This window comes from Streptomyces sp. CB02366, assembly GCF_001905905.1.
GTDB lineage: Bacteria > Actinomycetota > Actinomycetes > Streptomycetales > Streptomycetaceae > Streptomyces.
The window spans coordinates 732474-756768 of sequence record NZ_LIVT01000003.1; the positions used below are offsets into that span (position 1 = coordinate 732474).

Consider the following 24295-nt stretch of genomic DNA (forward strand, 5'->3'; position numbering starts at 1 on the left):
CATCGCGCTGCGGCGCACTGCGGATGTAGCTCAGTTGGTAGAGCGCAACCTTGCCAAGGTTGAGGTCGCCAGTTCGAACCTGGTCATCCGCTCCACGCAGAGAAGGCCCCGGATCTTTCGGTCCGGGGCCTTCCGCGTATCCGCCGGCCCTTACGCCCAGTTGGCACCGGTCAGCACCTCGAACGCCTCGATGTACTTGGCGCGGGTCGCCTCCACGATCTCCTGCGGGAGCGCCGGGGGCGGCGTCTCGCTCGCGCGGTCCCACCCGGAGGCCGGCGAGGTCAGCCAGTCGCGGACGAACTGCTTGTCGTAGCTGGGCTGGGCGCGGCCGGGCTTCCAGGTGGCGGCCGGCCAGAAGCGCGAGGAGTCCGGGGTCAGCACCTCGTCGGCGATGATCAGCCGCTCGGTCCCGTCCTCGGTGGTCTCGAAGCCGAACTCGAACTTGGTGTCGGCCAGGATGATCCCGCGCTGGTGCGCGATGTCGCGGGCCCGGCGGTAGACGTCGAGCGTGGTCTGCCGCAGCTGGGCGGCCGTCTCCACGCCGACCTGGCGGGCCACGTCCTCGTAGCTGACGTTCTCGTCGTGTTCGCCCACGGCGGCCTTGGTGGCCGGGGTGAAGATCGCGCCGGGCAGCTCGGAGCCGTTGACCAGGCCCTCGGGGAGGCCGATGCCGCAGACCGTACGGGTGGCTTCGTACTCGACGAGTCCGGAGCCGGTCAGATAGCCGCGGGCCACGCACTCGACCTCGATCATGCGCAGGCTCTTGCAGATGAGGGTGCGGCCCTCCCAGTCGGCCGGGGCGCCCGGGGGCAGCTCGGTGGAGAGGACGTGGTTGGGCACCAGGTCGGCGAGCTGGTCGAACCACCAGAGCGAGAGCCGGGTCAGGACGCGGCCCTTGTCGGGGATCTCCGTGGGCAGCACCCAGTCGTACGCGGAGATGCGGTCGCTGGCCACCATCACGAGGTCGCCCGCCTCGTTCCGGTACAGGTCACGCACCTTGCCGGTGTGCAGGTGGGTGAGGCCCGGCACCTGTACGGGCTCGGGCTTTTCTACAAAACCGGACACGGTTCCTCCGCGTAGATTGATCCAGGAGCGGTTCCGATTGTCCCGCACGAAGGGCCCGCGGCGCGCGCCGGGCCCGGGGGCGGCGGCGGGAGGCCCGGGCCTGGGGGCCGGAGGGGAGCGGCGGGAGGGCCGGAGAGGGGGCCGGAGGCGAGCGCTCCTCCAGGACGGGGGCCCGCCTCGGTCGCGCTCCCCGCCTGCCGATCCGCGACGGGCACGACCCCTGGAGACGCGGCGGCCACGGGCCCCGGATGTACGGCGGCCCCGGTCCCTGGACGTGCGGATCGCGGTCAGTCGCTCTTGCAGATCCGGTCCAGCAGGTTGGCCGTGGCCTGCTGGATGCGGCGGTCGGTGTGGCCGGGGCGGTCCAGGGCGGGGGACCAGGCGAAGGTGCCGGAGGCGAAGACGAGGGCGCCGGAGGGCGCCTGGTAGAGCGAGGTCTCCTGGTGGCGGAGAGCGCCCTCGGAGTCCTCGTAGGGGGAGTGGGCGAGCAGGATGCGGTTGTCGTGCTGGGGCAGGCTGGTGCGCGGGAAGTAGCGGTCGGCCTCGCCCGCGACCAGGCCCGGGATCTCGTCGCCCTCGGCCGCCCCCGTCGCCTCCCAGAGCCAGTGCTCGGCATTGCGCACGACCATCGGGCGGGGGTCGGGCACCCGGCCCGCGTACTGGATGCCCAGGAGCTGCTGCTCGGGCCGGTCCACCTCGCGCCACAGCGCGGACTTCCCCGGGCCCCGGCGTTTGCGGCAGGTCAGCAGGCGGTCCGGCTCGCCCGAGGCGGAAGGGGCGAGGCTCACCTGCCAGTACATGGTGTTGGCGGAGAGGAAGACGAGCGAGGTGCCGGTGTCCCGGGCGCGCTCGGCGGCCCGGCGCATCGGCAGCGACCAGTACTCGTCGTGGCCGGGGAAGACCAGGCCACGGTAGCGGCTCGGGTCGACGCGTCCCGCGTGCAGATCGCGGGCGTCGGCGTAGGCGAGGTCGTACCCGTACCGCTCGGCCCAGCGGATGAAGTCGTACGCGTGGCCGACGTGCAGCGGGAGGCCGGCCCCGGCGTACGGGCGGTCGAAGGAGATGGTGACGGCGGCGTCCTCCTCGCCGAGCAGCCTCCCCCGCTCGTCCCACGCGTGGTAGAGGCTGGCGCCCGTGCGGCCGTCCTCCGGGTAGAGGTTGTACGCCTGCCAGGTGATGTCGGGCAGCAGGAGCAGCAGGTCGGCGGGGTGGTCGTCGCGCACGGTGAAGGGGATGTGCGAGCGGTAGCCGTCGGCGGTGGTCAGGACGGCCACGTACGCGCCGACCGACCAGTAGCTCGGGATCTGGAGCCGCCAGGACATCCACCAGTGGTGGCAGGAGACGGTCCGGTCGGCGGCGAGCGGAGGGGGCTGGACGATGCCGGAGAGCCGCGGGCTGGTGGTGATCTTGGACGCGCCGTCGCCGCCGTAGTGACCGATCCGGTAGACGTCCACGGAGAACTGCTGGGGCGGGTCCACCGTGATGTGGAAGTCGACGGCCTCGCCGGGGGCCGCCGCACCGGGCGAGACGAAGCCCTTGATCTGGCGGCGCACGTCGTCGGCGGTGCGGGTGCCGCCGCCGGTGGAGCGGGCGAGGTCGGCGTACCAGGGGACGACCTGGCCGGTGTCGTCGAAGTAGTTCTCACTGCCGCGCAGCCAGGGGAGCGGCCCCTGCCCGAAGGGGTCGCTCACCGCGTGCGCGAGGGCACCCGACTCCCACCGGCGAATCTGCTCCGCCCCCATGCCGCGCCCCTCCCTCGGACCCCCGGACAAGGACAAGCGCAGGGGGGATCCCCGGACAACTCTGGTGCGCCGAATGTCAGCGCCGGTCCCAGCACATCACATAACGCACGCAGCTCGTCACCCTTCGTCGCGAATTGGCGGGAACGGAACCGTTTCTTCCGGTCCGTTCCCGCATATCTGTCCGGCGTACGCGTTCCCCGGGTGCGAATCGAGCCAGTCCGGCGCGCCCGCCCGCCTCCCGGGTGTACCGGCCCGTCCGGGTGCGCGATGGACGCGCTCCTCCGTCCGGTCGGCGGGGAGCCCGCCCGGCCGGCATATGCGCCCGGCCGTTCGTACGGGTTGTGCGGCACGCGGCTCATACCAGCCGGACCGGCTTGTCGGTGCGGACGCCCACTTCGGCCAGCCAGGACAGCAGCGGGTCCGGATCGCCGTCCTCGACCAGGCTGAGGACCGGGTCCGCGAGGTCCGCCCTGCGCTCTCCGCCGACCAGCAGCGCGGGGCCGTCCAGCCAGTCCAGGCCCGGGGCCGCGCCCGCGGTGTCCACGGCCGCGCAGCAGACCATGGCCGCGACGTGATCGGCGAGCAGCTCGGCGCCCGTACGGGGCGGCTGGAGCGGGAAGAGGGGCAGCGGGCCCGGGCCCCAGAGGTCGAGGGGGTCGTCCGCCGCGCCGCCTCCGTACGCCGGGCCGCCGGCGCCCCCGCACGCGTGGCCAGCGCCGCCGCGGGAGCGGGGACCGGCCTCTTCGCGGGCGACCGCGGCGCCGATGCCCGCCGCCAGCTCCTCGCTCGACCCGCCGGGCCCGGACAGGTGCTCCACGACCCGGGCCAGGGTCGGATCGGCCGGGTCGGCGGCTGAAGCCCGGGGGACGCCCAGGGTGTCCAGGACCCGGTGCAGCCGGGCCGCCTCGCTGCGCCACTTCCGGTCGACGACCTCGTCCGGATACTGCTGCCAGTCCACCGGCGCCCAGTCCGGGCCGCTCTCGGCGGGGCCGCCGTGGAAGAGGCGGGCGGCGAGCAGGGACGCGGCCTCGTCGGCCGTCCCGGGCTCCTCCAGCAGGTCGCACGCGGGCCGCTCGCCGAGGCGCAGGGCGAAGCCGTCGGCCAGCCGGTCCCGGCGGGAGAGCTCGGTGAGCGCGGAGACCACCCCGGCGTCCAGCCGGGAGGGCCAGCGGCCCATCCGCCACGCGGGCAGCGCCACCCGGGTCAGCAGGCGGTCCCAGCCCGCGTAGGCGAGGCCGACCTGTTCCTGGGCGGTGACGCGCAGCCTCTGGTCGACCGTCCGGGCGCGCAGGGATCCGGCCGCCGCCACACAGCGCTCCATCTCCGCGGCATGGTCCCGGCAGGCCCGCAGCAGCAGCCGGGACACCCAGCCGACGAAGGCGAGCGGCGCCCCGCGCAGCGCGCCCCTGCCGGGGGCTGCGGCGTCCGCGATCGCGGCGTCCAGACCGCGGACGAAGCGGCGGGCGGCGGCTATGTCGGGGTCGGCGGACGGCCCGGTGCCCGCCACCACGGGCGCCAGGACCGCGCGCAGCTCGGCGACCCGCATCCACCACAGGAACGGCGAGCCGATGACGAGGACGGGGGCGGTGTCGGCGGCCTCGGCGTCCCCCGGGGCCCCGGGGCCCTTCCGGAACGCGCGGTGGGTGCGGTCCTCCAGCCAGCTGTCGCAGTCCGGGGTGAGCGCTATGGCCGAGGGCGCGGGCACGCCGAGCCGGTCGGCCAGCTCCCGGACCAGCCGGTAGAGGTCGGGAGCCCCTTCCTCGGGCACGGGGACCGTCGGGCTCACGGCGGGCCGCGCGCGGGCCACGGCGACGGCGACCGGAACGGTCACCAGCAGCACGGCGGCCGCGACGGCGAGGACCGTCCAGCGCGCGGCGTCCCAGACGGGCCCGGCCAGGCGCCCCTGCGCGCCCGCGGCGAACAGGACGACGGCGACGGCCGCGGGCAGGATCGCCACGGCCAGCGCCCTGCCGCGGATCCGCAGCAGGGAGAGCGCTCGGGCCCGCGCGGCCCGCGCGGCCGGCTCCTCACCCACATCGATACCGGACACGGCCGGACGTCACCCCCTCTGCCCCGCGACGGTGTTGCTCACTCCCCCACTGTGGCACCCCCCGCCGACATCGCAATGCCGGTGGGCCAAGTGCCGGAACGCTTGCGCCGCACCCTAGTTGGGGCTCCGGCGGGCGTCATCCGGATGGCGCAGCCGTCACCCGATGGAATGGCTTTGGGTAAAGCTGCTGACGTGTCCGCGCCGATGGGCAAGCGGACTTCTCCCCTGGCCCCAGGGCCGTCCGGGTGCGCGACAGCCCCTCGCGCCTGCCGCGCACGCCGGGGCGTACGGAGGGGATGGCGGAGGGGCTGTACGGACGGCCGTCGTACGGGTGCGTCAGGCCTGTGCCGCCTTGAGAGCGATGTCCGTACGGTGGTGGGAGCCGTCGAGCCGGATGCGGCCGAGCGCGGTGTAGGCGCGTTCCCGGGCCGCCGTGAGGTCCTTGCCGGTCGCGGTCACCGAGAGCACCCGGCCGCCCGCGCTGACCACCGCGTCGCCCTCGGCGCGGGTTCCGGCGTGCAGGACGTACGCGTCGGGCCCGTCCTGCGCCGCGACATCCGCGAGCCCGTCGATCGGGTCGCCGGTGCGCGGGGTGCCGGGGTAGTTGTGCGAGGCGATGACCACGGTGACGGCGGCGTCGTCGCGCCAGGCCAGCGGCGGGAACGTGTCGAGGGCGCCGTTGGCGGAGGCGAGCAGGGCACCGGCCAGCGGGGTCTTCAGCCGGGCCAGCACGACCTGGGTCTCGGGGTCGCCGAAGCGGGCGTTGAACTCGATGACCCGCACGCCGCGCGAGGTGATCGCGAGACCCGCGTAGAGCAGCCCGGAGAAGGGCGTTCCCCGGCGGCGCAGTTCGTCGACGGTGGGCTGGAGGACGGTTTCGAGGACCTCGTCGACCAGCTTGGGGTCGGCCCAGGGGAGCGGGGAGTAGGCGCCCATCCCGCCGGTGTTCGGGCCCTCGTCGCCGTCCAGGGCGCGCTTGAAGTCCTGGGCGGGCTGGAGCGGCACCACGGTGGTGCCGTCGGTGATGGCGAAGAGGCTGACCTCGGGACCGTCGAGGAACTCCTCGATGACCACGCGGTCGCAGGAGAGCGCGTGGGCGCGGGCCACGTCCACGTCCTCGGTGACGACGACGCCCTTGCCGGCCGCGAGGCCGTCGTCCTTGACGACGTACGGGGCCCCGAACGCGTCGAGGGCCTCGTCGATCTCGGCCGGAGTGGTGCAGACGTAGCTGCGGGCGGTGGGGACCCCGGCGCCGGCCATGACGTCCTTGGCGAACGCCTTGGAGCCCTCCAGCCGGGCGGCCTCGCCGGACGGGCCGAAGCAGGGGATGCCGGCCGCGCGCACGGCGTCGGCGACCCCGGCGACGAGCGGCGCCTCCGGGCCGACGACCACCAGCCCGGCGCCCAGCTCGGTCGCGAGGCGCGCGACGGCGTCACCGTCGAGCGCGTCGACCGCGCGCAGTTCAGCCACCTCTGCGATGCCGGCGTTGCCGGGGGCGCAGTACAGAGCGGTGACGTCGGGGTCGAGGGACAGAGAGCGGCACAGGGCGTGTTCGCGGGCGCCGCCGCCGATGACGAGGACCTTCACGGGGTGCAGCCTAGCCGCCGGGCGCACGGAGCCCTTACGGCCGCCGAACCGTGGACGGCCCACGGGGGCCCGGGGTGCCTGGGGCGGTCCGGGGAAGGCCGGCCCGGGGACGGCTCGTCCCGCCCCGCCCCTGGTCCTCGCCCCCGAACCCGATCCATCTCCCCTCCCCCTCGCGTCCCCGCCTCACCGTGTCCCCGCCTCACTGCTCGTTGGGGTACTCCTCCACCACGGTGGCGCCCAGTTCGCGGACGATCAGCTCGTGGCCGGAGAGGGCGGAGTCGACGAGGTCCGGGTCGTCGGCCTCCGGAATGTCGTCCTCGATGGACATGGACCGCGGCGGCTCGGCCCCGTACGGGCCGGAGGAGGCCTCGGAGACGGACGGGGCTCCCCTGCCCTGCGGCGGCGCGGAGGGGGACGGCGACGTGGGGCCCGAGGGCGCGTGCTGCCCCTGCGGCGTGGCCGGGGACTGCTGCGGGGGTGCGTGCTGGGGCCGGGGCTCGTACGCGACGGGGGCGGGGGCCGCCGGGGCGGGCTGGTACTGCGGGGCAGGGCGTCCGCCGGGGCCGGGGGCCGCCCCTCCACCGGAGGGGTCGACGACCGCCTCGATGCGCCACTGGGCGTTGAAGCGCTCGGCGAGGGCCTGCTTGAGGACCTCCTCGCTGCCGCTGCTCGCGAAGTTGTCGCGGGCGCCCGCGTTGAGGAAGCCGAGTTGGAGGGTCGTCCCGTCGAATCCGGCGACCTGGGCGTTCTGGCTGAGCAGGATCCAGGTGAAACGGCGGCGGTTCTTGACCGCTTCCAGGATGTCGGGCCACATGTTCCGCACCTGGACGGCGCCCTGGGCCATGTTCTGGCCGCCGTCCGGCGCGGCCTGCCCGGCCGGGGAGGCGGCGGGGGCCTGCGGGGCGGCCGGAGCGGCGGCAGGCGGCGGGGCGGCGGGGGCGGGCCCGCTGCCGGGCGCGGAGGCGGTGGGCCAGCCCCCGGGGCGGCGGGCCTGCTCCCCGGCCCCGGCCCCGGCGGCGGTGGGGGCTCCCGCCCCGGCGCCGGTGGGCCAGGAACCGGGCCGCTGGGCGGGGGCGGGGGCAGGGGCAGGGGCAGGGGCGGGAGAAACCTGCGGGGCGGGCGGGGCGTAAGCATCGGGCGTCGGCGCGGCGGGCGGCGCGTAGGCGGCGGGCGCGGTGGGCGCCTCACCCCGCACGGCGGCACGCGCGGCGTCCGGACCCGCGGGGGCCGCGGAGGCGGCGTGGGGAGCGTGGGCGTCGGGGCCCGGCACGTACCCCAGGGGGGCGGCGGCGACGGGCTGGGCGGCGAACGAGGCGGCGGCGGCCGAGGCCCCCCGCTCCAGCCGGTCGAGCCGGGCCTGCAGCGACCGCTCGTCGTCATAGGCGGCGGGGAGCAGCACCCGCGCGCAGATCAGCTCCACCTGGAGGCGCGGCGAAGTGGCGCCGCGCATCTCGGTGAGCCCTTCGTTGACCAGGTCGGCGGCGCGGCTCAGCTCGGCGGCGCCGAAGACGGACGCCTGGGCCTGCATGCGCTCGACCACGTCGGCGGGGGCGTCGATGAGCCCCTTCTCCCCCGCGTCCGGCACGGCGGCGAGGATCACCAGGTCGCGCAACCGCTCCAGGAGGTCCGCCACGAAACGACGCGGGTCGTTGCCGCCCTCGATGACCCGGTCCACGACCTCGAAGGCGGCGGCACCGTCACCGGCCGCGAAGGCGTCGACGATGGAGTCGAGGAGGGAACCGTCCGTGTACCCGAGGAGCGAGGTGGCCATGGCGTACGTCACACCGTCGTCGCCCGCGCCGGCCAGCAGCTGGTCCATGACGGACATCGAGTCACGCACGGACCCGGCCCCGGCGCGCACGACGAGCGGGAGGACGCCGTCCTCGACGGGGCTGTTCTCCCGGCCGCACACATCGGCGAGGTAGGAGCGCAGCGTGCCCGGGGGGACGAGCCGGAACGGGTAGTGGTGCGTCCGCGACCGGATCGTCCCGATGACCTTCTCGGGCTCGGTCGTCGCGAAGATGAACTTGAGGTGCTCCGGCGGCTCCTCGACCACCTTCAGCAGGGCGTTGAAGCCCGCCGGGGTGACCATGTGCGCCTCGTCGATGATGTAGATCTTGTAACGACTGGAGGCGGGTCCGAAGAACGCCTTCTCGCGCAGATCGCGGGCGTCGTCCACGCCCCCGTGCGACGCGGCGTCGATCTCGATCACATCGATGGACCCCGGCCCGTTGCGCGCGAGGTCCCGGCAGGACTGGCACTCCCCGCACGGGGTGGGCGTGGGGCCCTGCTCACAGTTCAGACAGCGGGCGAGGATGCGCGCGCTGGTCGTCTTTCCACAGCCGCGCGGCCCGCTGAACAGGTACGCGTGGTTGACCCGGTTGTTCCGCAGGGCCTGCTGGAGCGGGTCAGTGACATGCTCCTGACCGATGACCTCGGCGAACGACTCGGGGCGGTAGCGGCGGTACAGCGCAAGGGACGACACACCTACGAGGTTATCGGGGCCGACTGACAACCGGCCCCACCCAGCCCGGCCCGGGGCCCTGCACGGTGCGGGCGGCCCCTCGGCGCGGCTCGGCCCGCGGGAACACGACCCGGGGGACCGGCGCACCCGGGAACGCAAGGGCCCCCCACGCACCCGCCAGAGCCGACCTACCCTTGCTGCCTTCCGGCCCTGGGGGAGTTCAGTCAGATAGCGCCACGTGAGGGGCTGACGCCCACCTTAGCGGATCCCCACCCCCTCCGGTCCACCCGCCCTCCCCGACGACCGGCCGCCGCCCCGCCCCACGAGTCGCCGCGCGACCGCGGCGGGGCTCTCGGGAGGTTCCCCCGAACGGTCTCCGGACGATCTCCGGGGATCGTGTTCGCGAGCACCCTCCAACGTCTTGTATTGTTTGCGGCGGAGGATTCGCCTAGTGGCCTAGGGCGCACGCTTGGAAAGCGTGTTGGGGGCAACCCCTCACGAGTTCGAATCTCGTATCCTCCGCCATTGCTCTCACCGGGCAATACGTCGAAGGCCCCCGCAGCTCGCTGCGGGGGCCTTCGACGTTGAGGGTTGCAGTTTGGGTTGCAGTCGTCACGGTCCCCGCTGATCCGACGCCCGCTGCACGCACTGCGAAGACGATCCCCGCGCGCCCATCACCTGCTACGCCCCATGTCGAGCCGAGAGGCACCACCTGTGGACTCTGGTGCCATCTGTCCAATCGCTCCACGGACGTGAGGCGCTCAGTCACCCCACGAGATGGTGCGGTGCCGAGTAGCATCATCTGACCGATATGACGGGTCATCAAGCACATCAGGGCCATAGGGGTGGAAGGTGGCAGTCGAGCCCGTGTCCATGAAGCCAATCAGTCCGGCTGCGTACGGTGCGCTGGGGGCCGCCCTCAAGCACATCTTCTGGTACAAGAACGACCTGGAGGGCTTCATCCGCCGGTGGGCTAAGGGCCACCCGGAGCTGGTTGCCGGCATCAACTTCTCCGGGTACAAGTGGCAAACGGCCGAGGACTTCGTAGATCGTCTCCATGCAGATGAGACGCGCTATACGGAGCTTGCTCTACGGCTCATGGTTGAAGTCTCAGAGATGACCAGCTTCCCCAAGCTGCGGCGGCTATCGGACGCCGACTCACTCATAGCCGAGGCGCGGGAAGCCGTTTTCGAGCTGAAGAAGTGCATCGACCGCCACCGCGGCCTGATCGCTGACGATGCCAAGTTCGCCAACGACCTCGCGGCTCACCAAGCGGTCACGGACAGCCGGCGCAGCTTCTCCGAGCGACTGAGCGAGCTGAAGAGCGAGTTCCTGCGCCTTGAGGCAGAACCCAACCGCCAGAAGGCTGGGCGCGAGTTCGAGCCCTTCCTCAACCGGCTGTTCCGCCTGTTCGACCTGGACCCAAGACTGTCCTACAACCTGCCCTACGAGCAGATCGATGGATCCATCACATACGACACTGACGTCTATGTCGTAGAAGCGAAGTGGCTCAAGGAACCAGTCGAGGTCCACTACCTCGGTAGCTTCGTCGAGAAGGTGCGGCACAAGACCACGAACACGCTCGGGCTGTACATCAGCGTCCATGGCTTTACCAAGGGGGCCAGGGAGCGCTACGCCGACGGCACCTGCTTCATCACGATGGAGGGAGTGGACCTCTTCGTAGTGCTGGATGGCCACATCACGCTCGACGAACTTCTCAGCCGTAAGAAGAGACATGCCAACGACACTGGAAGCTGCTACTTCCCTGCGTCACTGATTCTGAACGAGTAGCCGGCGCACGAGAGATCGACGACGCCGGGCAGATGACTGCGTCAGCGGGTGACCTGAAACCCACGCGAGGGGGAGGCCGAGGAGCTTCCCGCGCGGCCTCCCCCTCGCACTCGGTGCCTGTCGCTGCTACCGATACCTACTGGCAGGCGGCGCCTCCGGCAGTGGCCAGAGCAGGCCACCGATCTTGTCGGCGGTGTCCGTGAGCACCCGGTTGGTGAGGTGCTGGTAGCGGCGGCGCATCCGGGCGGACTTGCCGGGCTCCCAGCCCATGATCGCGTCAACGACTGTGTCGGGAACGCCAAGGATCAGCAGGACGGTCGCAGCCGTGTGGCGGGCGTCGTGGAGGCGGCCCGCGCGCAGACCGGCCGCCTTGAGGAGGTCCTTCCACTCGTGATGGTCGGTGTTCGGGTTGAGGGGCTCGCCGGTCGGGGAGGCGAAGACGTACCCCTTCTCCGTCCAGAGGTCGCCAGCCAGTCGGCGCTCTCGCTCCTGGGCGCGTCGGTGCTGAAGCAGAAGCTGCACCAAGGGCTCGGGAATGCCGATGGGCCGACGTCCGGCGCGGGACTTGGTGTCCTTGGTCTCACGGCGGATGTTGACCTTCTGCGGGCAGTAACCGGGCTTGCGCCCGCAGCGGTTGCCGCAGCCGTGCTCGTACCGGGGCCGTAGCCGGTTGCGGTGGACCGTCATGACCCGCAGTTCGAAGTCGACATCCGTCCACTTGAGACCGAGGACCTCACCCTGACGCAGCCCCAGGGCAAGAGATACGACCCAGCGCGCCGGGTGCCGAGTCTTGTTGGCCAGGTCCAGAAGCTTGTGCACTTCCTCGACCGTGTAGGGCTCGACCTCTTCCTCTTCCAGTCGCGGCGCCTTGGCGACGGAGGCGGGGTTGACGGTGAGGTGGCCTCGGCGCACTGCTTCGTTCAGAGCCGTGCGCACGGTCCGGTGGACCTGGTGCGCGGTGCCGGCGGCGCTGCCAGCCTTCTGCATCCTGGCGTAGAAGCGCTCCAAGTGCTCGGGCTCCAGCTTGGGCAGGCGGTGCGCGCCGAGACCGGGGATGAGGTGGTGGTAGACGGCGACGCGGTAGCCGTCGATGGTGTTCTCGCCCACGTGTGGTGCGGCGATGTTCTCGACCCAATGCGTCAGCCAGGTCGTGACGGTCCAGGTCTGCCCGGCCTTGCCGACGGTGCCGGAGTCGCGTTTGCGTTCCAGTTCGCGGACCGCCTTGGTGGCGTCGGCGCGGGTCTTGCGCTTGACGTGGCGCCGGTCGGGCTTGCCGTCGTCCTTGACGCCGACGGTCACGTAGCCGTGCCACTTGCCGTCCTTGCCGAGGAAGATCGAGGAGGCACCGTTGGGCTGGCGCGTTTTTGCCATGTCCGCCCCCTTCAGGCCGCGTGGGCGGCGGCCGGGGCGGCTGCCTGGGAGCGGTCAGCCAGATAAGTGGCCAGGGCCTCGACCGGCACTCGGCGCAGGCGGCCTATGAGGACGGAGCCGATCTCGCCGGAGGCGATGAGTGCGTACATGGTGGTACGGCCGACGCCGAGGCGGCGGGCGGCCTCCTCAACGGTAAGCGCGACGAGGGGCGCGTCAGAGATGGGTGCCGTGTGTTCCAGCACGAGTGTGCGGAGCCGCTGCTCGGGGACCCCGAGCGCGTCGGCGATAAGGGTGAGCGGGGGCGGAGCGGTGGGCATGAGGGATCGCCTTTCGGCGGTCACGGGGCAACGTGACCGCTGGACTGTCCGGGATGGGCGGTGGGCTTAGATCGGTGTCCGCATTGGTCGCCCTCGGTGTTCGTAGCACCGAGGGCCTGCGGTGGATGGGCTTCGAAAGCCGTGTTCAGACGCCGGGAAAGATCTCCGCCGAACGGTTACTCGTCGGCGGAACCGCTGCGGAGCGGATCCTCGGGTGAGTTCGGAGCCGGGTAGAAGGAGAAGCTCCCCGGGTCGGGCTCGATGCCGAGGCGCTCGGCGATCTCGTCGTATCGGGCCTCGGCCGCCTCAAGTCTGGCCTTCGCGGCGTCGGCGAGGTCTTGGGCGACTTGGTGCTCCTGTTCGGCCTTCTGAATGTCGAAGGCCGCCTCCTGCAACTCCCAGTGAGGATCGTCGCGGCTCGCGACGGCTTCGAGTAGGAAGTTGCCAGCGGGGACGCCGAGAGCCGTGGCGAAGCCGAGGGCCTCGTTGAAGCTGATGCTCCGGGCACCATTCTCGATCTTGGCGATCTGGGTCTGGTGCATCTTGAAGCCCAGGCGACGCATGCGCTCTGCCATGTCCTCCTGGGACAGGCGGGCCGTCATCCGCAGGACCTTCAGGTTGTGCGCTACCAGGGCTTCGCCCTCTGGCGGAGCCCAGCGTTGCGGCTTGGCGTCGTCCACTTCTTTCACCTCCCTCCTCTTCTCGACAAACGGAGGTCGCCACGCCTCCACCTTTAAACCCTACCAGCATGGATACCCCAACCCGCAAGGGAATACGCGCAAATGTGACACGCATCACCATGCGCCTGAACAGCAATCATGCTGTGCGAGATTAACTTTTTAATGCTCTGAGCGCTTGACTTGAGGCGAACGCTCGTGCACAATTATGCCATAAGGGCATCCGCAAACGAACCGCCAGGAGGTTAACCGCGTAGGTGCCCCGAGGAACGCGAAAACCCCCGGCGCTACGAACACCGGGGGCTGCAGGAAACCTCGCCACCGCCCATCCCAGGACAGTCGACCGCGGCGGACCGGGTTGCCCCCCGGAGCCGCCGAGTGAGGATCTCCGTGAACGAGAGTACCGCCCCCGCCGCCCCTGCGGCACCCCGTCCGAGCGGCACCCCATCACCGCACCGTGGCCAGCCGGACGCCGCCGCCGCGCCACTGGACGAGCTGCGCACCGCCTTGGCCCGATTCGTGGTCCTCCCGAGCGAGCAGGCACTGGACGCAACCGTGCTGTGGATCGCGGCCACCCACCTCCAGCAGGTGTGGCAGCACGCGCCGCGTCTCGCTGTGGTCGGCCCGGCGAAGCGGTGCGGCAAGTCCCGCCTGCTCGATCTGCTCACCGAGACGGTCCACAAGCCCGTGATCACCGTGAATTCCACGGCAGCGGCCATCTTCCGCTCGATCTCGGACGAGCCGCCGACCCTCCTCGTGGACGAAGCCGACACCATCTTCGGCAGCCCCAAGGTCGCCGAGAAGAACGAGGAAATGCGCGGCCTGCTCAACGCCGGGCACCAGCGCGGCCGACCGGTACTGCGGGTCGTCGGCAAGGAGCACACGCCCCACTCCTTCGCGACCTTCGCCATGGCAGCGCTCGCCGGCATCGGCGACCTGCCCGACACGATCATGGACCGGTCCGTCGTGATCCGGATGAGGCGCCGCGCGGAGGGAGAGCAGGTGAGCCCGTACCGCACACGCCGCGACAGCCCCGCCCTGCGCTCCCTGCGGGCTCACCTGGCGCGCTGGACCGCCTCAGTGGCCGAGCAGGCCCTCCACCTGGAGCCGAAAATGCCGGTCGAGGACCGGGCGGCCGACACGTGGGAGCCCTTGGTGATCGTCGCGGACCTCGCGGGCGGCACCTGGCCCGAGCACGCCCGCACCGCGTGCGAACAGATGGTCACCGCCGAGGCCCAGGCCGAGGAGGACAACCCCTCCAACGCCCGGATCCTCGCCGACATCCGCCGCGCCTTCGCCGCCGCAGGTGACCCCGAGAGCGTGTCCACCGACGCCCTGCTCTACCGCCTCAACTCCGAACCCGAAGCTCCGTGGGCCGAAGCCGGACGCGGTGGCCTGAGCCCGCGCGCCCTGGCCGGGCTGCTGCGGGAGTACGGCATCCGCTCCGGCAACGTCCGCATGCCCGACGGCAACCAACTCAAGGGCTATACGCGGACGAAGTTCACCGACGCCTGGAAGCGCTACTGCCCCACCGTCCACCCCGAGATCGGCTCGGACGGCAGCAGAGACACACCGACCAAGTGATCTTCACGGGTGCCGTCGACAGCTCGTCGACGGCACCCGCACCGGGCCGACCGCCGTGAAGCGCCGGCCTGCCATCGCGAATTCTGCGGGCGGACCCGCCCATATCCGTCTCGTGGCGTCCTTGCCGTCCCAGCCACGTAAACGCAGGTCAGAGGCGGTTTCGCCAAGACGGCACAACGTCCCAAGACGGATGACCATCCGTCTTGGGACTCGAAGTGACAACACGGCACTACCGGCGCGCCCGCCCACCGACGTGTCCACCTGCCGACCGTGACCACTCGGAGGGACACGTCGCGCACGGCGCTGAGACGTCATGCCACCGGCCGCCGTACTGCCTCTGACCTGCTGCTTCAACGGCAAGACGGCCAAGACGGATCACCACGCACCACCTTTCACACCATGCCCCGAGGGGAACCCCACGCCCATGCCCGACTCCGCCATACCCACCGCACCGGCCAGCCGTCACCGCGCCACGTGGTGGGACCGGCTCGCCATCATCCTGCTCGGCATCGCCGGATGCGCTCTCTCCTACGACGCGCTGCGACAGATGGCCACGGCCGTGCACATCCGCGACCAACTGGCCTACCTCTTCCCTGTAGTGATCGACGGCTTCATCGCTTACGGCGTCCGCGCCCTGCTGGTCCTGCGCGAAGCGCCGATGCCCGCACGGCTGTATGCGTGGACACTGTTCAGCACGGCGACCGCCGCCAGCATCTGGGCGAACGGTCTGCACGCCCTCGCCCTGAACAGGCCCGGCGCAGTCACCCTCCGCCTGGGCGACGGCACCGTCACGGTGCTGTCTGCCATCGCACCGCTCGCCCTTGCCGGAGCGACCCACCTGCACATCCTGATCACCCGCTACGGCGGTACCTCCACCGCCCGAACGTCGGTGGACGCAAACGTCCTTGAGTATCAGGACGGTACGCAACCGGCACCAGAGCGACCGGCCGGGGTTCCGTACACCGCCCGCGCGGACCTTCTCACGGCAGCTCGGCCCAGGCAGCAGCAGTCCACTCGCATGGCCACGGAGACCGCCCCCTTGTCCGCGGCCGACGAAAGCTCGTCCGAATCCGGATACGACGAGGATGCCGATCGCGACGAAGCCGACGTCGAACTCGGACGGGGACGAGAAGCCACAGGCCAGAGCTCCCTGGGGGATTCCGGTCGCCCTCCGGCGACGAGCCTTGGCGGACGTCCCGCGATGGCTTCCATCGCCGAGCTGGCACGCGTCATCGGCGCCGCTCATCCAGGGAGTTGCGGACTGACCCGCGACAGCGCCCGTAAGGCAATCACCGAAGCCGGACTCGGCGCCAGCACCGGTCGGCTCGCCGAAGCGATGGCGCTGGTACGGGACAGTGCCGACGCCCGTCCGCACCCGGACAGCTGACCGGCATCGCAGGGCGCTGCCCGGGACCGAACCGATTCCGGACAGCGCCTGCTTCCCGGTCCGCTACACGAGGTGTCCGGCCGGGCCAAGCCGTCGACTCCCCGGACACTCGCCCCAGCCACCGCAGACCACACTCAGAGAGGACCCTCCAGACTCCCGTGCGCCGCAATCCATTCTCCCGCAAGATGACGTCCTCCCAGTCCTCGCCGCCCCGTAGTCTCCGCTCAGCGCACCCGCCCACGTCCGACCAAGGCTTTGACGGAGACACCCTCCAACGGACAGCGGAGCGAGCTGGGGCGAAGTCCACATCGCCTGGGGGCGATGCGGACTTCGCGCTCGGATCCGCCCCAGCGGGGGCGGATCCGGCCCCGGCCCGAGGGGCCGGGACCGAGGATGGCAAGGAGGCCGAGCGCGGCCTCCACCAGGACAAGCAGCCGCTCGCCGAGCCGAGCGAGCCAACCGCCGCCCCTGTCGTACGTCAAGCGCCGACCGTGAACGCCGACGTGTTCATGCAGCACGGTGTCGCCGCCAACGATGTCCCTGCCCCTGTTCATGCCGACATCGCGCCCGGCGCCGAGCGTCGCCGACACCTGAGTGAGGTGCTCTACCGGCCCCGCTCCGGGACCAAGCGCACTCTGCAACTGACCTGCTCGGCCGAACCGGCGGAGCGTGCGTTCATCGACCTCGCCGCCCGTAAGGCGAAGCGTTCCCGTTCGGCGTACCTCATGGACTGCGCCCTCACCTTCGCTCATGCCTACCTGTCCGACCGCCGTCCTGAAGGCGTCGCTCCGCTCCCGTCTCCGCAGGCCACCCAGGACCTGATGGTTCTGTTCGGCAAGCTGGTCAGGGAATTCGGACGCGTGGGGAACAACCTCAATCAGCTCGTCCGCACCGTCCACCAGGGCGAGCTGCCCGATCAAGCCGAAGACACCCTCAGCGAGTTGCACCAGGTCGCCCAACGCGCTCGCCTGCTGCTGGACCAAGCCCTCGCCGGGGGTGGTTGCCGTGGTGCCTGATGTCTCCACGGGTGACCGCAGCCGTGGCCTCCTGTCCTACCTCTTCGGCCCCGGCCGCCGTAACGAGCACACCGACCCGCACATCGTCGCCGCGTTTGCGATGCCCGGCATCAACGACCCCGGCCGTGTTCCCCTCGACCAGCACCACGGAGCCCTCAGCGAGCTGGCTGACTACCTCGACCAACCTGTAAAGCTGCGTGAACAGCGGCTGGGAAAGAAGGTGCCGCAGCATGTGTGGCACTGCCCCGTCCGTACCGCACCTGGCGACCGTTACCTGACCGACGAAGAGTGGGCGGAGGTCGCCCGCCGCATCGTCCACTCCACGGGCATCGCCGAACACGGCGACGACGCCGCGTGCAGGTGGATCGCCGTGCGGCACGCCGAGGACCACATTCACATCATGGCGACCAGCGTCCGCGAAGACGGCCGTCGCCCCCGCAACAAGGGAGACGGCCGACGGGCCCAGGCCGAATGCCGCAGGATCGAGACCGAACTCGGTCTGCGTCGGTTGAAGCCAGGAGACGCGACCGCGCCGAAGACGCCGTCGGGGCCGGAAGTCGCCAAGGCCGAACGACAGGGCCGCAAGAACACAGCCCGGGTCTGGCTTCGCGAGCACGCCTACGCCGCCGCGGCCGCAGCCCGCGACGAGGACGAGTTCTTCGCCGTACTGACGTCTCTCGGGATCAAGGTCCGCCCCCGTCTCGGTCCCGTCACCGGAGAGGTCACCGGCTACAGCCTCGCCACCGCTGACGACACCGATGCCAAGGGCGAGCCCATTTTCTACAGCGGCTCGGCACTCGCTCCGGACCTGTCCCTAAACCGGCTCCGTGAGCGCTTCGGCCTGGCCGATGGCAAGGCTGCAGGGCAGGCCACGGCGTTGCACACAAGCCGCACGGACGCAGGCGCCTCCTGGCGGCAAGCCGATGGGGAGCTGCGCGCCGCCTACATGCTCGTCACCGGGGGAACGGCAGTCGATGAGGCCGACGCCAAAGTGCAGGCGCAGGCTGCGGCATTCGCCGAGCTGTTGCACAACACCGCAGTCTCTGCGCCGCGCCAGCTCCGGGCAGAAATTCAAGCGGCAGCCATCGCCTTCAACCGCGCCAACCGCTCCGCCATCCGAGCCGACCATCGAGCCGCCGACGCTCTGCGTCAAGCCGGAAGGACGCTGCTGACCTCGTCCACCGGCAGGGACGGCGACTTCGTCGCCGCCGCGCTCACCTCTGCCGTATTCCTGCTCATCGCCCTCAGCGAGTGGCACGCCCAGCGTGGTCACGCGCAGCAGGCGGCAGCGGCCCAGCAGTCCCTCGTCCACCTTCGAGCCGCCCAACAGCACGCCGCCCGGCCGGCCCTCGCCCAGCTCGCCGCACGTGCCCCGAGTCCCCAGGCACAGGATCGGCTCGCCGCAGCCGTCCGAGCCACAATCCCCGACCACGCCCATCGCATCCTCGCCGACCCGGCTTGGCCCGCGCTGTCCACCGCCCTCGCCCAAGCCGAGTCCGCCGGCAACCCGCCGCGCCGGGCCTTGGCCGACCTGTCAAAGCAACGGGAGCTCGACACCGCGGACCGACCGGCCGAACTCCTGGTCTGGCGCTTGCGGACCGCCACGGCCGGGCAAGTCAGCCACCGAGCTCGGAGCGCGGCAACCCGTAGTGCTCGCAGCACCCACCTGACGACGAAGGAGGACGCGCCCACCGTTCCAGCCATACAGCCGCAACCAGCGGTCGCAAGTCGTCAGCGCCCAAGCCGCTGATATCGCCCTTCCTCAGCCTGGGAACTTGCTGCCGCGCTTCAGCAAGGAGTCGCGGCAGCGGAATTTTCAACCCGATTCCACTGAGCTATTTGATCATTCCCTCTCCAGGGCGGGGGCACTGGTGAAAATAGCGGGCATGCTGTTGGGCTGCAGCGATCTCTGCGGAATAAACGAGGCTTCTACGCGACTGAGTTGAATCGACGACTACTTCTCTCAACAACACAGGAGCCTCGTGCGTTGCGGGACGTCGACCAGTCCCGCGATCAGTGGCCACTATGGAAGATCTCATTCATTAAAGGCACTGCAGGGGCTCCAGAAACACGGATACTTCCATTCCATCTATTCGCCAGGCTCCTGTGCCGGGCCATGGAAGGCATACGGACCCCGTGGAACATCCTTGAGGCTCATTGCCCGATCAAGAAATTCTTCTAGCCTTGCTTGCAGTTCACCGGCATCCGTGAAGGTGTCTGCCGTAATTTCACGAAAGGCATTCTCCATCACCGGCGAAAGCCGGGCAACGCTTCTGATTGACTCCACCATCACCATGGCAGTCATAGTTTCGAGGATGTGACCCCGGGCCGTGTAAATTGAATCCGGCGACTCCCCATTCGGCTGGACGCCCACAAGGATTTCCCAGGCACCTTGCCTGCGAATACGCGCATGAAAGTGCGCAAACTCACCCAACGCCCTATTGAGGGGAGCGAGTCGGCGCCACCCTGCCGCATTGACCCAATCCTTGGGTGTGGATGACAGAGATTCTTCGAGTTTAGCTGCCTTTTCCGGCTTAGTGGCCCACACTCGAAGCCTAGCGCATTGCTCCAGAACCACCCGCAAGACAGCCATCGATCGATCATCATCCTCAAGCCACAGCCAATGGGCGGTACGAAGTGCCGACGCACACATCGCCGCAGCATTACCTTCGGGTGAATCCCCGAGCCACAAAGACAAGATACCAGCCATCTCGGTGGCGATTACATTCGTCGAGTCGCGACCACCCAAACCATCAATATTGAAGCCGTCACCCAGCTTCTCCTTTTCTTCTTCCAGCGCCTTCAACGCCCAGCGCCCGGCACGCGCACGACGCTCATAGAAGTGCAGGTGAACCATTTCGCCGTCGCGGAAGAGCCGTCCAGCCGGGCGCCTTCCCCTCATCACTTCCTCGTAGGCGTACGAAGCGCTCCGCATCTGCTCAAGAATGTTCGGGGAGAGTCCAGTTTGCGGAAGCAGCGGAAACAGGCTTGACGGGATAGGAGCGTCCCCTCCGGCGTAAATACGTTCCGGAAGCGCGAAAAGAGAAGGAGCAAGCCCAGGTTTTCCTTGTTCCATTGCCAGGGTAGCTAGGCACACCCGAATCTGCCGCAGATACAGCATGAGGACATCGGATAGCCATTGCGAAGCTTCAACAAGTTCCGTCGGCTCATCGGCGAGAAGATCGCATGCGTCCCACCGCAAGACCTTGATAAAGTCACCTCTCCCATGCAAGAGCTCTGAGAGCAGCTCCATTAGGGTGCCCGGGTATACACGATAGTCCTTACCGATGATCACCGAGGGCCCCTGAAGCCCTAGCGACCTTCGCTCATCCTCCCAGAAATCGAGCTCGGAAATCTCGGATCCAACATTCGTGTCAGATTCTTGCTTTATCGCAGACGGATATTTTTCGTGGCCGCGCGACCAGGCCCGGGCAGCGAATTCTGCAGCACTCTCGCCAGAGATGTGTTTAACGCCGTAGTTGTACGCTACGTTCTCGGTCCACCTCTCCATTTGTGAGCGCAAGACAGCAGAGGCTCCCACGAACTGCCCACTAAAAATGAGCCGTGCGGCAATAAATGCACTATCAGCACCCCAGGCGAGATGATCCACCCATGATGCTCCGTAATCAGCTGGATGCCGATCTCGAGTCGCCCCAAATTTTCGCAGCACCACGTCGATTAGACCAAAAGATAGCAGCGCTGACATCACAGGTTGGACAGCGCTGGATGAGATCTCGGGAAGATTCATCATGCGCTTGTTATGGCGGGCAATCAAGGACTCGGTCACATGCCTGGTCTCCTGTTGCGCAATTTGCTCGTACTCGGAGAGTGAGGAACCCCGGCGACCTCCACGTCGTTCGGCCCTATTTGCGCGACGTCTCTCCCTGCGCGCTTTTTCCTGCTCCGATACCGGCGGCTGACGCAACTCGGCCCTGCGCTTGCTTGCCTTGCCCACGTAGACTCCAAAGAGCTTGATGCCTGCTAGTGGCAGAGTGACGTAGATGCGCACGCGTCGCTAGCTACTTTTCCCGTATTTACACGGCGAACAACAGTAGGGGACCGGTGCAGTCAGTGTGGCCACTGCTCGGGGGCCCGTGATGGTGACCGCCGTTGCATAAAGAGGTTGCAGGCACTGCCTGCGGCCGACATGATCACGAGCCGGGCTGCACGCAAGGTCGGAAGTGGGTGACTCTGATCAGGGCGGCTCACGGGTGCAACCTCTTCACCATGACCGCGTAAACCGGGGAGTCGGCGAAGGGCTGCTGCTCGCCCACCTTCTCGTAGCCCCACGTCTCGTACAGACCCTGAACCTTCGGGTGCGTCACGTCGACCAGGAGCACCGCAAGGTCTTCACCGCGTTCCTTCAGCAGGGCTTCGTGGAGCCGCTCCGAGATCCCCTGCCCCCGCCACTGCGGGCGCACCATGACTTCGGAGACGGCGTAGGTCGCGGTGTAGCCGTTGTTCGGCGCGAACGCCGTGGAACGCCACCACTCACGGCCCGGCTGGAGCGGGGCGCCGTACGCGAAGCCGGTCGGCTCGTCGCCGTCGAAGGCGACGACGCAGGTGAAGCCGTCCATTCCCGACCAGTGATCGACGAACCACGGGAATCGCTGGTTGAACTCGTTGTCCATCGCGTCGGCGTAGGCGTCGGCGTGCACATCGATCAGCATCTGCTTGAAGCCCTCGGGGAGGCTTCCCTGTCCGTAGTGCCGCAGGTCGATCACCCTGGTCACGTTCGGCTCCATTCATCTCGCATGCGGTCTGCCCAGTCGCGGGCGTACGTCGTCGACGGCGCCAGCCGGAACAGGTCTCGGTGGAAGTCTCCGATCAGGGTGCGCATGCGCCCCGGCAGTGGAGCGCCCTCCATGATCGTGAAGACGGTGCCCGCGGTCGCCGTAGCCTGTTCGGGCTCGCCCTGGCGGAGTTGCGCCAGGGCGAGCTGGCAGGTGGCCAGCGCGCGGTTGCGCTGGAACTCCGCCGGGATCTTGGCCAGGGACCGGTGAGCCATCGCCTCGGCTTCGGCGGGCTCCCCGTTGTGGTTGAGGATGATCGCCGCGAGGTGGTTGAGTTCCGCCGGCCCGTAGAACGCGGTCCACCGAGGACGCTCGTCCTCGGCCGCCTTCCGGTAGTTCTCCTGCGCTGCGCCCAAGGACCGGCGAGCGGCCCGCAGGTCTCCCAGCGACGAGTGGGCGAGCGCGAGGCGGACGCGGCCCATGGAGCCGAAGAACGGGTCTCGGCGGGCGGCTGGGGAGGCGTTGGCCGCCTGAGCTGCCGCGAGCTGTTCCGGCCAGTTCTTCCGCTGGTAGGCGAGCATGGCCATGTTGACCCACACGCGCATGGCCGTGGGCGGGTCCTGGGAGAGGCCGGCGAACGTGGACGACTCGTGCAGGTACGTCCGGGCCTTGTCCAGGTCACGCAGATCGATGCACGACCAGGCGGCGACGGTGGTGAACTCGGCCGCGAGCGCGTACAAGGCACGGCGTACACGTTCGCTGGCGTTCCGCTGCTGAAGCTCCAGCACCTTTGCGCGAGCTTCGAGGGCCGCGGTCGCCAGGGAGGCGTGCCCGCCTTGGCGGTCGTCGGCCTCCACGAGCAGGTTCATGCCGGCCGATGCTCGGGCCACGTCCGTCATGCCGACCGACCGACGTTGCTTGACCACGGGAACGACTGCGGCTGCCGTCCCGGTAGTGGAAGCGATGAAGTCGCGACGCCGCACGGGGCCCTCCGGGGGATGTTGCATGGAGCTGGGTGCGCTGAACCCTAAGTCCGCCACGGGGCAGCCGAACACACGCTCAAGTGCGGCGCAAGTGCGTCCGATTGGACGTCGGCTTGATCCGTTGAGCAGGTTGCGCACCGTCCGGGAGGAGATGTCGCCAGGCCGACCGGTGATCTCCTGCAGCGCGGCGTTCAGGCGTGCCGCCAACTCCTCCTGCGTCAGACCGAGTTGATCAAGTCGGTCCTGAAGAACGAGATTTCCTCCCATGCACCGAACGTAGCTCCACCGTCACGCTGACACCTAGAGCTCGGGTAATGGAAACGTAAAGTCTTCCGGTTGGTGGCGTGTACGGATCCGGGACTCTTCCTGTTGCGCTGCGCTCGTCGCTCGTTGACTGGTCATCGGTCGCCAAGCCGGGTTCGGTGCGGCGGCACGGAGGAAAGCCCGGTGCTGCCTTGCTTGTCCGCACCGGGAACCCCAGCCGGAGGGAAAGACCTCGTGACCATGACCGTCGCTCAACCGAATGCGATCGGCTCCCCGGGTTACGCCGCAGAGGTGCCCTGCGTACGTGAGTCCGTGAGCCTCGCCCGCGCTTTCATCTCCCAGGTGCTGGCGGTCTGGAGCATGGACGACGACGTGACCGGCTGGGGAAAGATCATCGTCACTGAACTGCTGGCCAACGCCGTCGAGCACACCGAGACCCCGGTGTCGCGCATCCACATCGAGCGACCGAGCAACGGTGCCGTCCGCATCGGAGTCTCCGACCGCTCGCACGACGCTCCCCATCTGAAAACGGCCGACCTGAACGCTGAGAGCGGCCGGGGTCTGAGTCTGGTCGCGGCGATGAGCGCCCGGTGGGGCTACGACACGCACCCGTGGGGCAAGGTCACCTGGGCTGTGGTCGAGACGCCGGCGGGGAGGGAGCAGTGAGCACGGCAGTGGCTCCGAAACCTCCAGCCCAGGAGTGGACGCCACCGCTCGACGCGGACGGTTTACGGCTCGTGCTGGAGCGGTTCCGGGCGTGGGAACCCCTCGACATCGAGGAGGTCTTCGACGACCTCGACGCGGCGATCGGCAGTCAGCCGCCACCTGTTGCAACGGCTGTCGCCCTACTCGGCCGCCTCCGCAGACGCCTGAAGCAGCTCAGCGACATCACGGTGGCTGACGACAGCTTCCCGCCCAGTGCTGAGATGACCCGCCTTGTCGAGCGAGGAGTTCCTCTGTTGGAGGAGCCCACTCCGGCTGGTTATCGGCAGGCCGTCGGACTCGCCCGCCGTCTCGCCTTCGTGACCGCTGACCTGATCGAAGTGTTGATCGAGGCTCGCTACATCAAGGAGATCGATTGACGCACGCCCCTTGCCACCCGCGAGCCACCCAGCGGCCTGGTCGACACGAACCGGCCCGCCGGGCAGCCCTCCGGGAGCGTGGTCCTCCCAGCGCGCCGTCCAGCGCGACCCCGTCGGTCAGCCGACGAGAACCGAGCGCGTTCGCCACCGGCTTCCCCGGCCCATCCGGCACGCGACGCCGG

The 24295-nt window shown here is 69.5% G+C and carries 18 protein-coding genes, 2 tRNA genes and 1 other RNA gene; 9 read left to right on the forward strand and 12 right to left on the reverse strand.

Going from position 1 to position 24295, the window contains the following annotated elements:
- The first annotated feature begins 19 nt into the window (after window positions 1-19).
- Window positions 20-95 (forward strand) — tRNA-Gly (locus tag AMK24_RS11960).
- A 55-nt stretch (window positions 96-150) separates the two neighbouring features.
- Here the strand turns inward: AMK24_RS11960 and AMK24_RS11965 are convergent.
- From AMK24_RS11965 to ffs, 6 genes are all read right to left on the reverse strand, one after another.
- Window positions 151-1065, reverse strand: coding sequence for a phosphoribosylaminoimidazolesuccinocarboxamide synthase (locus AMK24_RS11965; RefSeq protein ID WP_073767929.1), 915 nt, complete (start codon window positions 1063-1065; stop codon window positions 151-153).
- A 287-nt stretch (window positions 1066-1352) separates the two neighbouring features.
- Window positions 1353-2807, reverse strand: a complete 1455-nt coding sequence (locus AMK24_RS11970; protein WP_073767931.1) for a N,N-dimethylformamidase beta subunit family domain-containing protein — start codon at window positions 2805-2807, stop codon at window positions 1353-1355.
- A gap of 355 nt (window positions 2808-3162) precedes the next feature.
- On the reverse strand, window positions 3163-4857 hold the full coding sequence (locus AMK24_RS11975) for a hypothetical protein (protein ID WP_073767933.1): 1695 nt from the start codon (window positions 4855-4857) through the stop codon (window positions 3163-3165).
- Between the two features lie 336 nt (window positions 4858-5193).
- A complete protein-coding gene (gene purD, locus AMK24_RS11980) occupies window positions 5194-6444 on the reverse strand; it encodes a phosphoribosylamine--glycine ligase (RefSeq protein ID WP_073767935.1) in 1251 nt (416 codons plus the stop codon).
- 199 nt (window positions 6445-6643) lie between these two features.
- A complete protein-coding gene (locus tag AMK24_RS11985) occupies window positions 6644-8929 on the reverse strand; it encodes a DNA polymerase III subunit gamma and tau (protein WP_073767936.1) in 2286 nt (761 codons plus the stop codon).
- 134 nt (window positions 8930-9063) lie between these two features.
- Window positions 9064-9158, reverse strand: an RNA gene (gene ffs / locus AMK24_RS11990) — signal recognition particle sRNA small type.
- A 187-nt stretch (window positions 9159-9345) separates the two neighbouring features.
- Here ffs and AMK24_RS11995 point away from each other — a divergent pair.
- Together AMK24_RS11995 and AMK24_RS12000 are read left to right on the forward strand one after the other, a co-directional pair.
- A tRNA-Ser gene (locus AMK24_RS11995) sits at window positions 9346-9433 on the forward strand.
- Window positions 9434-9760: 327 nt separating this feature from the next.
- Window positions 9761-10699 carry a restriction endonuclease gene (locus tag AMK24_RS12000; protein WP_242435130.1) on the forward strand — a complete coding sequence of 313 codons (939 nt, stop codon included), beginning with the start codon at window positions 9761-9763 and terminating at the stop codon, window positions 10697-10699.
- Window positions 10700-10825: 126 nt separating this feature from the next.
- Here AMK24_RS12000 and AMK24_RS12005 read toward each other — a convergent pair whose 3' ends face one another.
- The 3 genes from AMK24_RS12005 to AMK24_RS12015 form a co-directional block, all read right to left on the reverse strand.
- Window positions 10826-12070 (reverse strand): tyrosine-type recombinase/integrase, encoded by a 1245-nt coding sequence (locus AMK24_RS12005; RefSeq protein ID WP_073767938.1) that lies wholly within the window; start codon window positions 12068-12070, stop codon window positions 10826-10828.
- Window positions 12071-12081: 11 nt separating this feature from the next.
- Window positions 12082-12387, reverse strand: a complete 306-nt coding sequence (locus tag AMK24_RS12010) for a helix-turn-helix domain-containing protein (RefSeq protein WP_073767940.1) — start codon at window positions 12385-12387, stop codon at window positions 12082-12084.
- 176 nt (window positions 12388-12563) lie between these two features.
- Entirely contained in the window at window positions 12564-13067 is a 504-nt protein-coding gene (locus AMK24_RS12015) for a helix-turn-helix domain-containing protein (RefSeq protein WP_073767942.1), read from the reverse strand.
- A gap of 300 nt (window positions 13068-13367) precedes the next feature.
- Between AMK24_RS12015 and AMK24_RS12020 the strand changes: the two genes are divergently transcribed.
- The 4 genes from AMK24_RS12020 to AMK24_RS12040 all read left to right on the forward strand — a co-directional run bounded on the left by AMK24_RS12020 (window position 13368) and on the right by AMK24_RS12040 (window position 18801).
- On the forward strand, window positions 13368-14648 hold the full coding sequence (locus AMK24_RS12020) for a DUF3631 domain-containing protein (RefSeq protein ID WP_079190492.1): 1281 nt from the start codon (window positions 13368-13370) through the stop codon (window positions 14646-14648).
- A 424-nt stretch (window positions 14649-15072) separates the two neighbouring features.
- The gene (locus AMK24_RS12025) at window positions 15073-16035 is read left to right on the forward strand and encodes a DUF2637 domain-containing protein (protein ID WP_073767945.1); all 963 of its coding nucleotides are present in this window, start codon (window positions 15073-15075) and stop codon (window positions 16033-16035) included.
- A 491-nt stretch (window positions 16036-16526) separates the two neighbouring features.
- Entirely contained in the window at window positions 16527-17051 is a 525-nt protein-coding gene (locus tag AMK24_RS33930) for a plasmid mobilization protein (protein ID WP_158072153.1), read from the forward strand.
- Window positions 17041-18801 carry a relaxase/mobilization nuclease domain-containing protein gene (locus AMK24_RS12040; protein WP_073768803.1) on the forward strand — a complete coding sequence of 587 codons (1761 nt, stop codon included), beginning with the start codon at window positions 17041-17043 and terminating at the stop codon, window positions 18799-18801. Before AMK24_RS33930 ends, AMK24_RS12040 begins: the two co-directional genes overlap by 11 nt.
- A 339-nt stretch (window positions 18802-19140) precedes the next feature.
- Here AMK24_RS12040 and AMK24_RS33675 read toward each other — a convergent pair whose 3' ends face one another.
- The 3 genes from AMK24_RS33675 to AMK24_RS12050 all read right to left on the reverse strand — a co-directional run bounded on the left by AMK24_RS33675 (window position 19141) and on the right by AMK24_RS12050 (window position 22653).
- Window positions 19141-20838: a hypothetical protein gene (locus AMK24_RS33675; protein ID WP_143203706.1), complete on the reverse strand. Its 1698-nt coding sequence runs from the start codon at window positions 20836-20838 to the stop codon at window positions 19141-19143.
- Between the two features lie 418 nt (window positions 20839-21256).
- A complete protein-coding gene (locus AMK24_RS12045; protein WP_079190494.1) occupies window positions 21257-21784 on the reverse strand; it encodes a GNAT family N-acetyltransferase in 528 nt (175 codons plus the stop codon).
- Window positions 21781-22653 (reverse strand): XRE family transcriptional regulator, encoded by an 873-nt coding sequence (locus AMK24_RS12050; protein ID WP_242435161.1) that lies wholly within the window; start codon window positions 22651-22653, stop codon window positions 21781-21783. Before AMK24_RS12050 ends, AMK24_RS12045 begins: the two co-directional genes overlap by 4 nt.
- 618 nt (window positions 22654-23271) lie before the next feature.
- On the opposite strand from AMK24_RS12050, the gene AMK24_RS12055 reads away from it, so the two are divergent.
- Together AMK24_RS12055 and AMK24_RS12060 are read left to right on the forward strand one after the other, a co-directional pair.
- Window positions 23272-23697: an ATP-binding protein gene (locus AMK24_RS12055; RefSeq protein WP_073768858.1), complete on the forward strand. Its 426-nt coding sequence runs from the start codon at window positions 23272-23274 to the stop codon at window positions 23695-23697.
- Window positions 23694-24113 carry a DUF6415 family natural product biosynthesis protein gene (locus AMK24_RS12060; protein WP_026237980.1) on the forward strand — a complete coding sequence of 140 codons (420 nt, stop codon included), beginning with the start codon at window positions 23694-23696 and terminating at the stop codon, window positions 24111-24113. Before AMK24_RS12055 ends, AMK24_RS12060 begins: the two co-directional genes overlap by 4 nt.
- The last annotated feature ends 182 nt before the right edge of the window (window positions 24114-24295 follow it).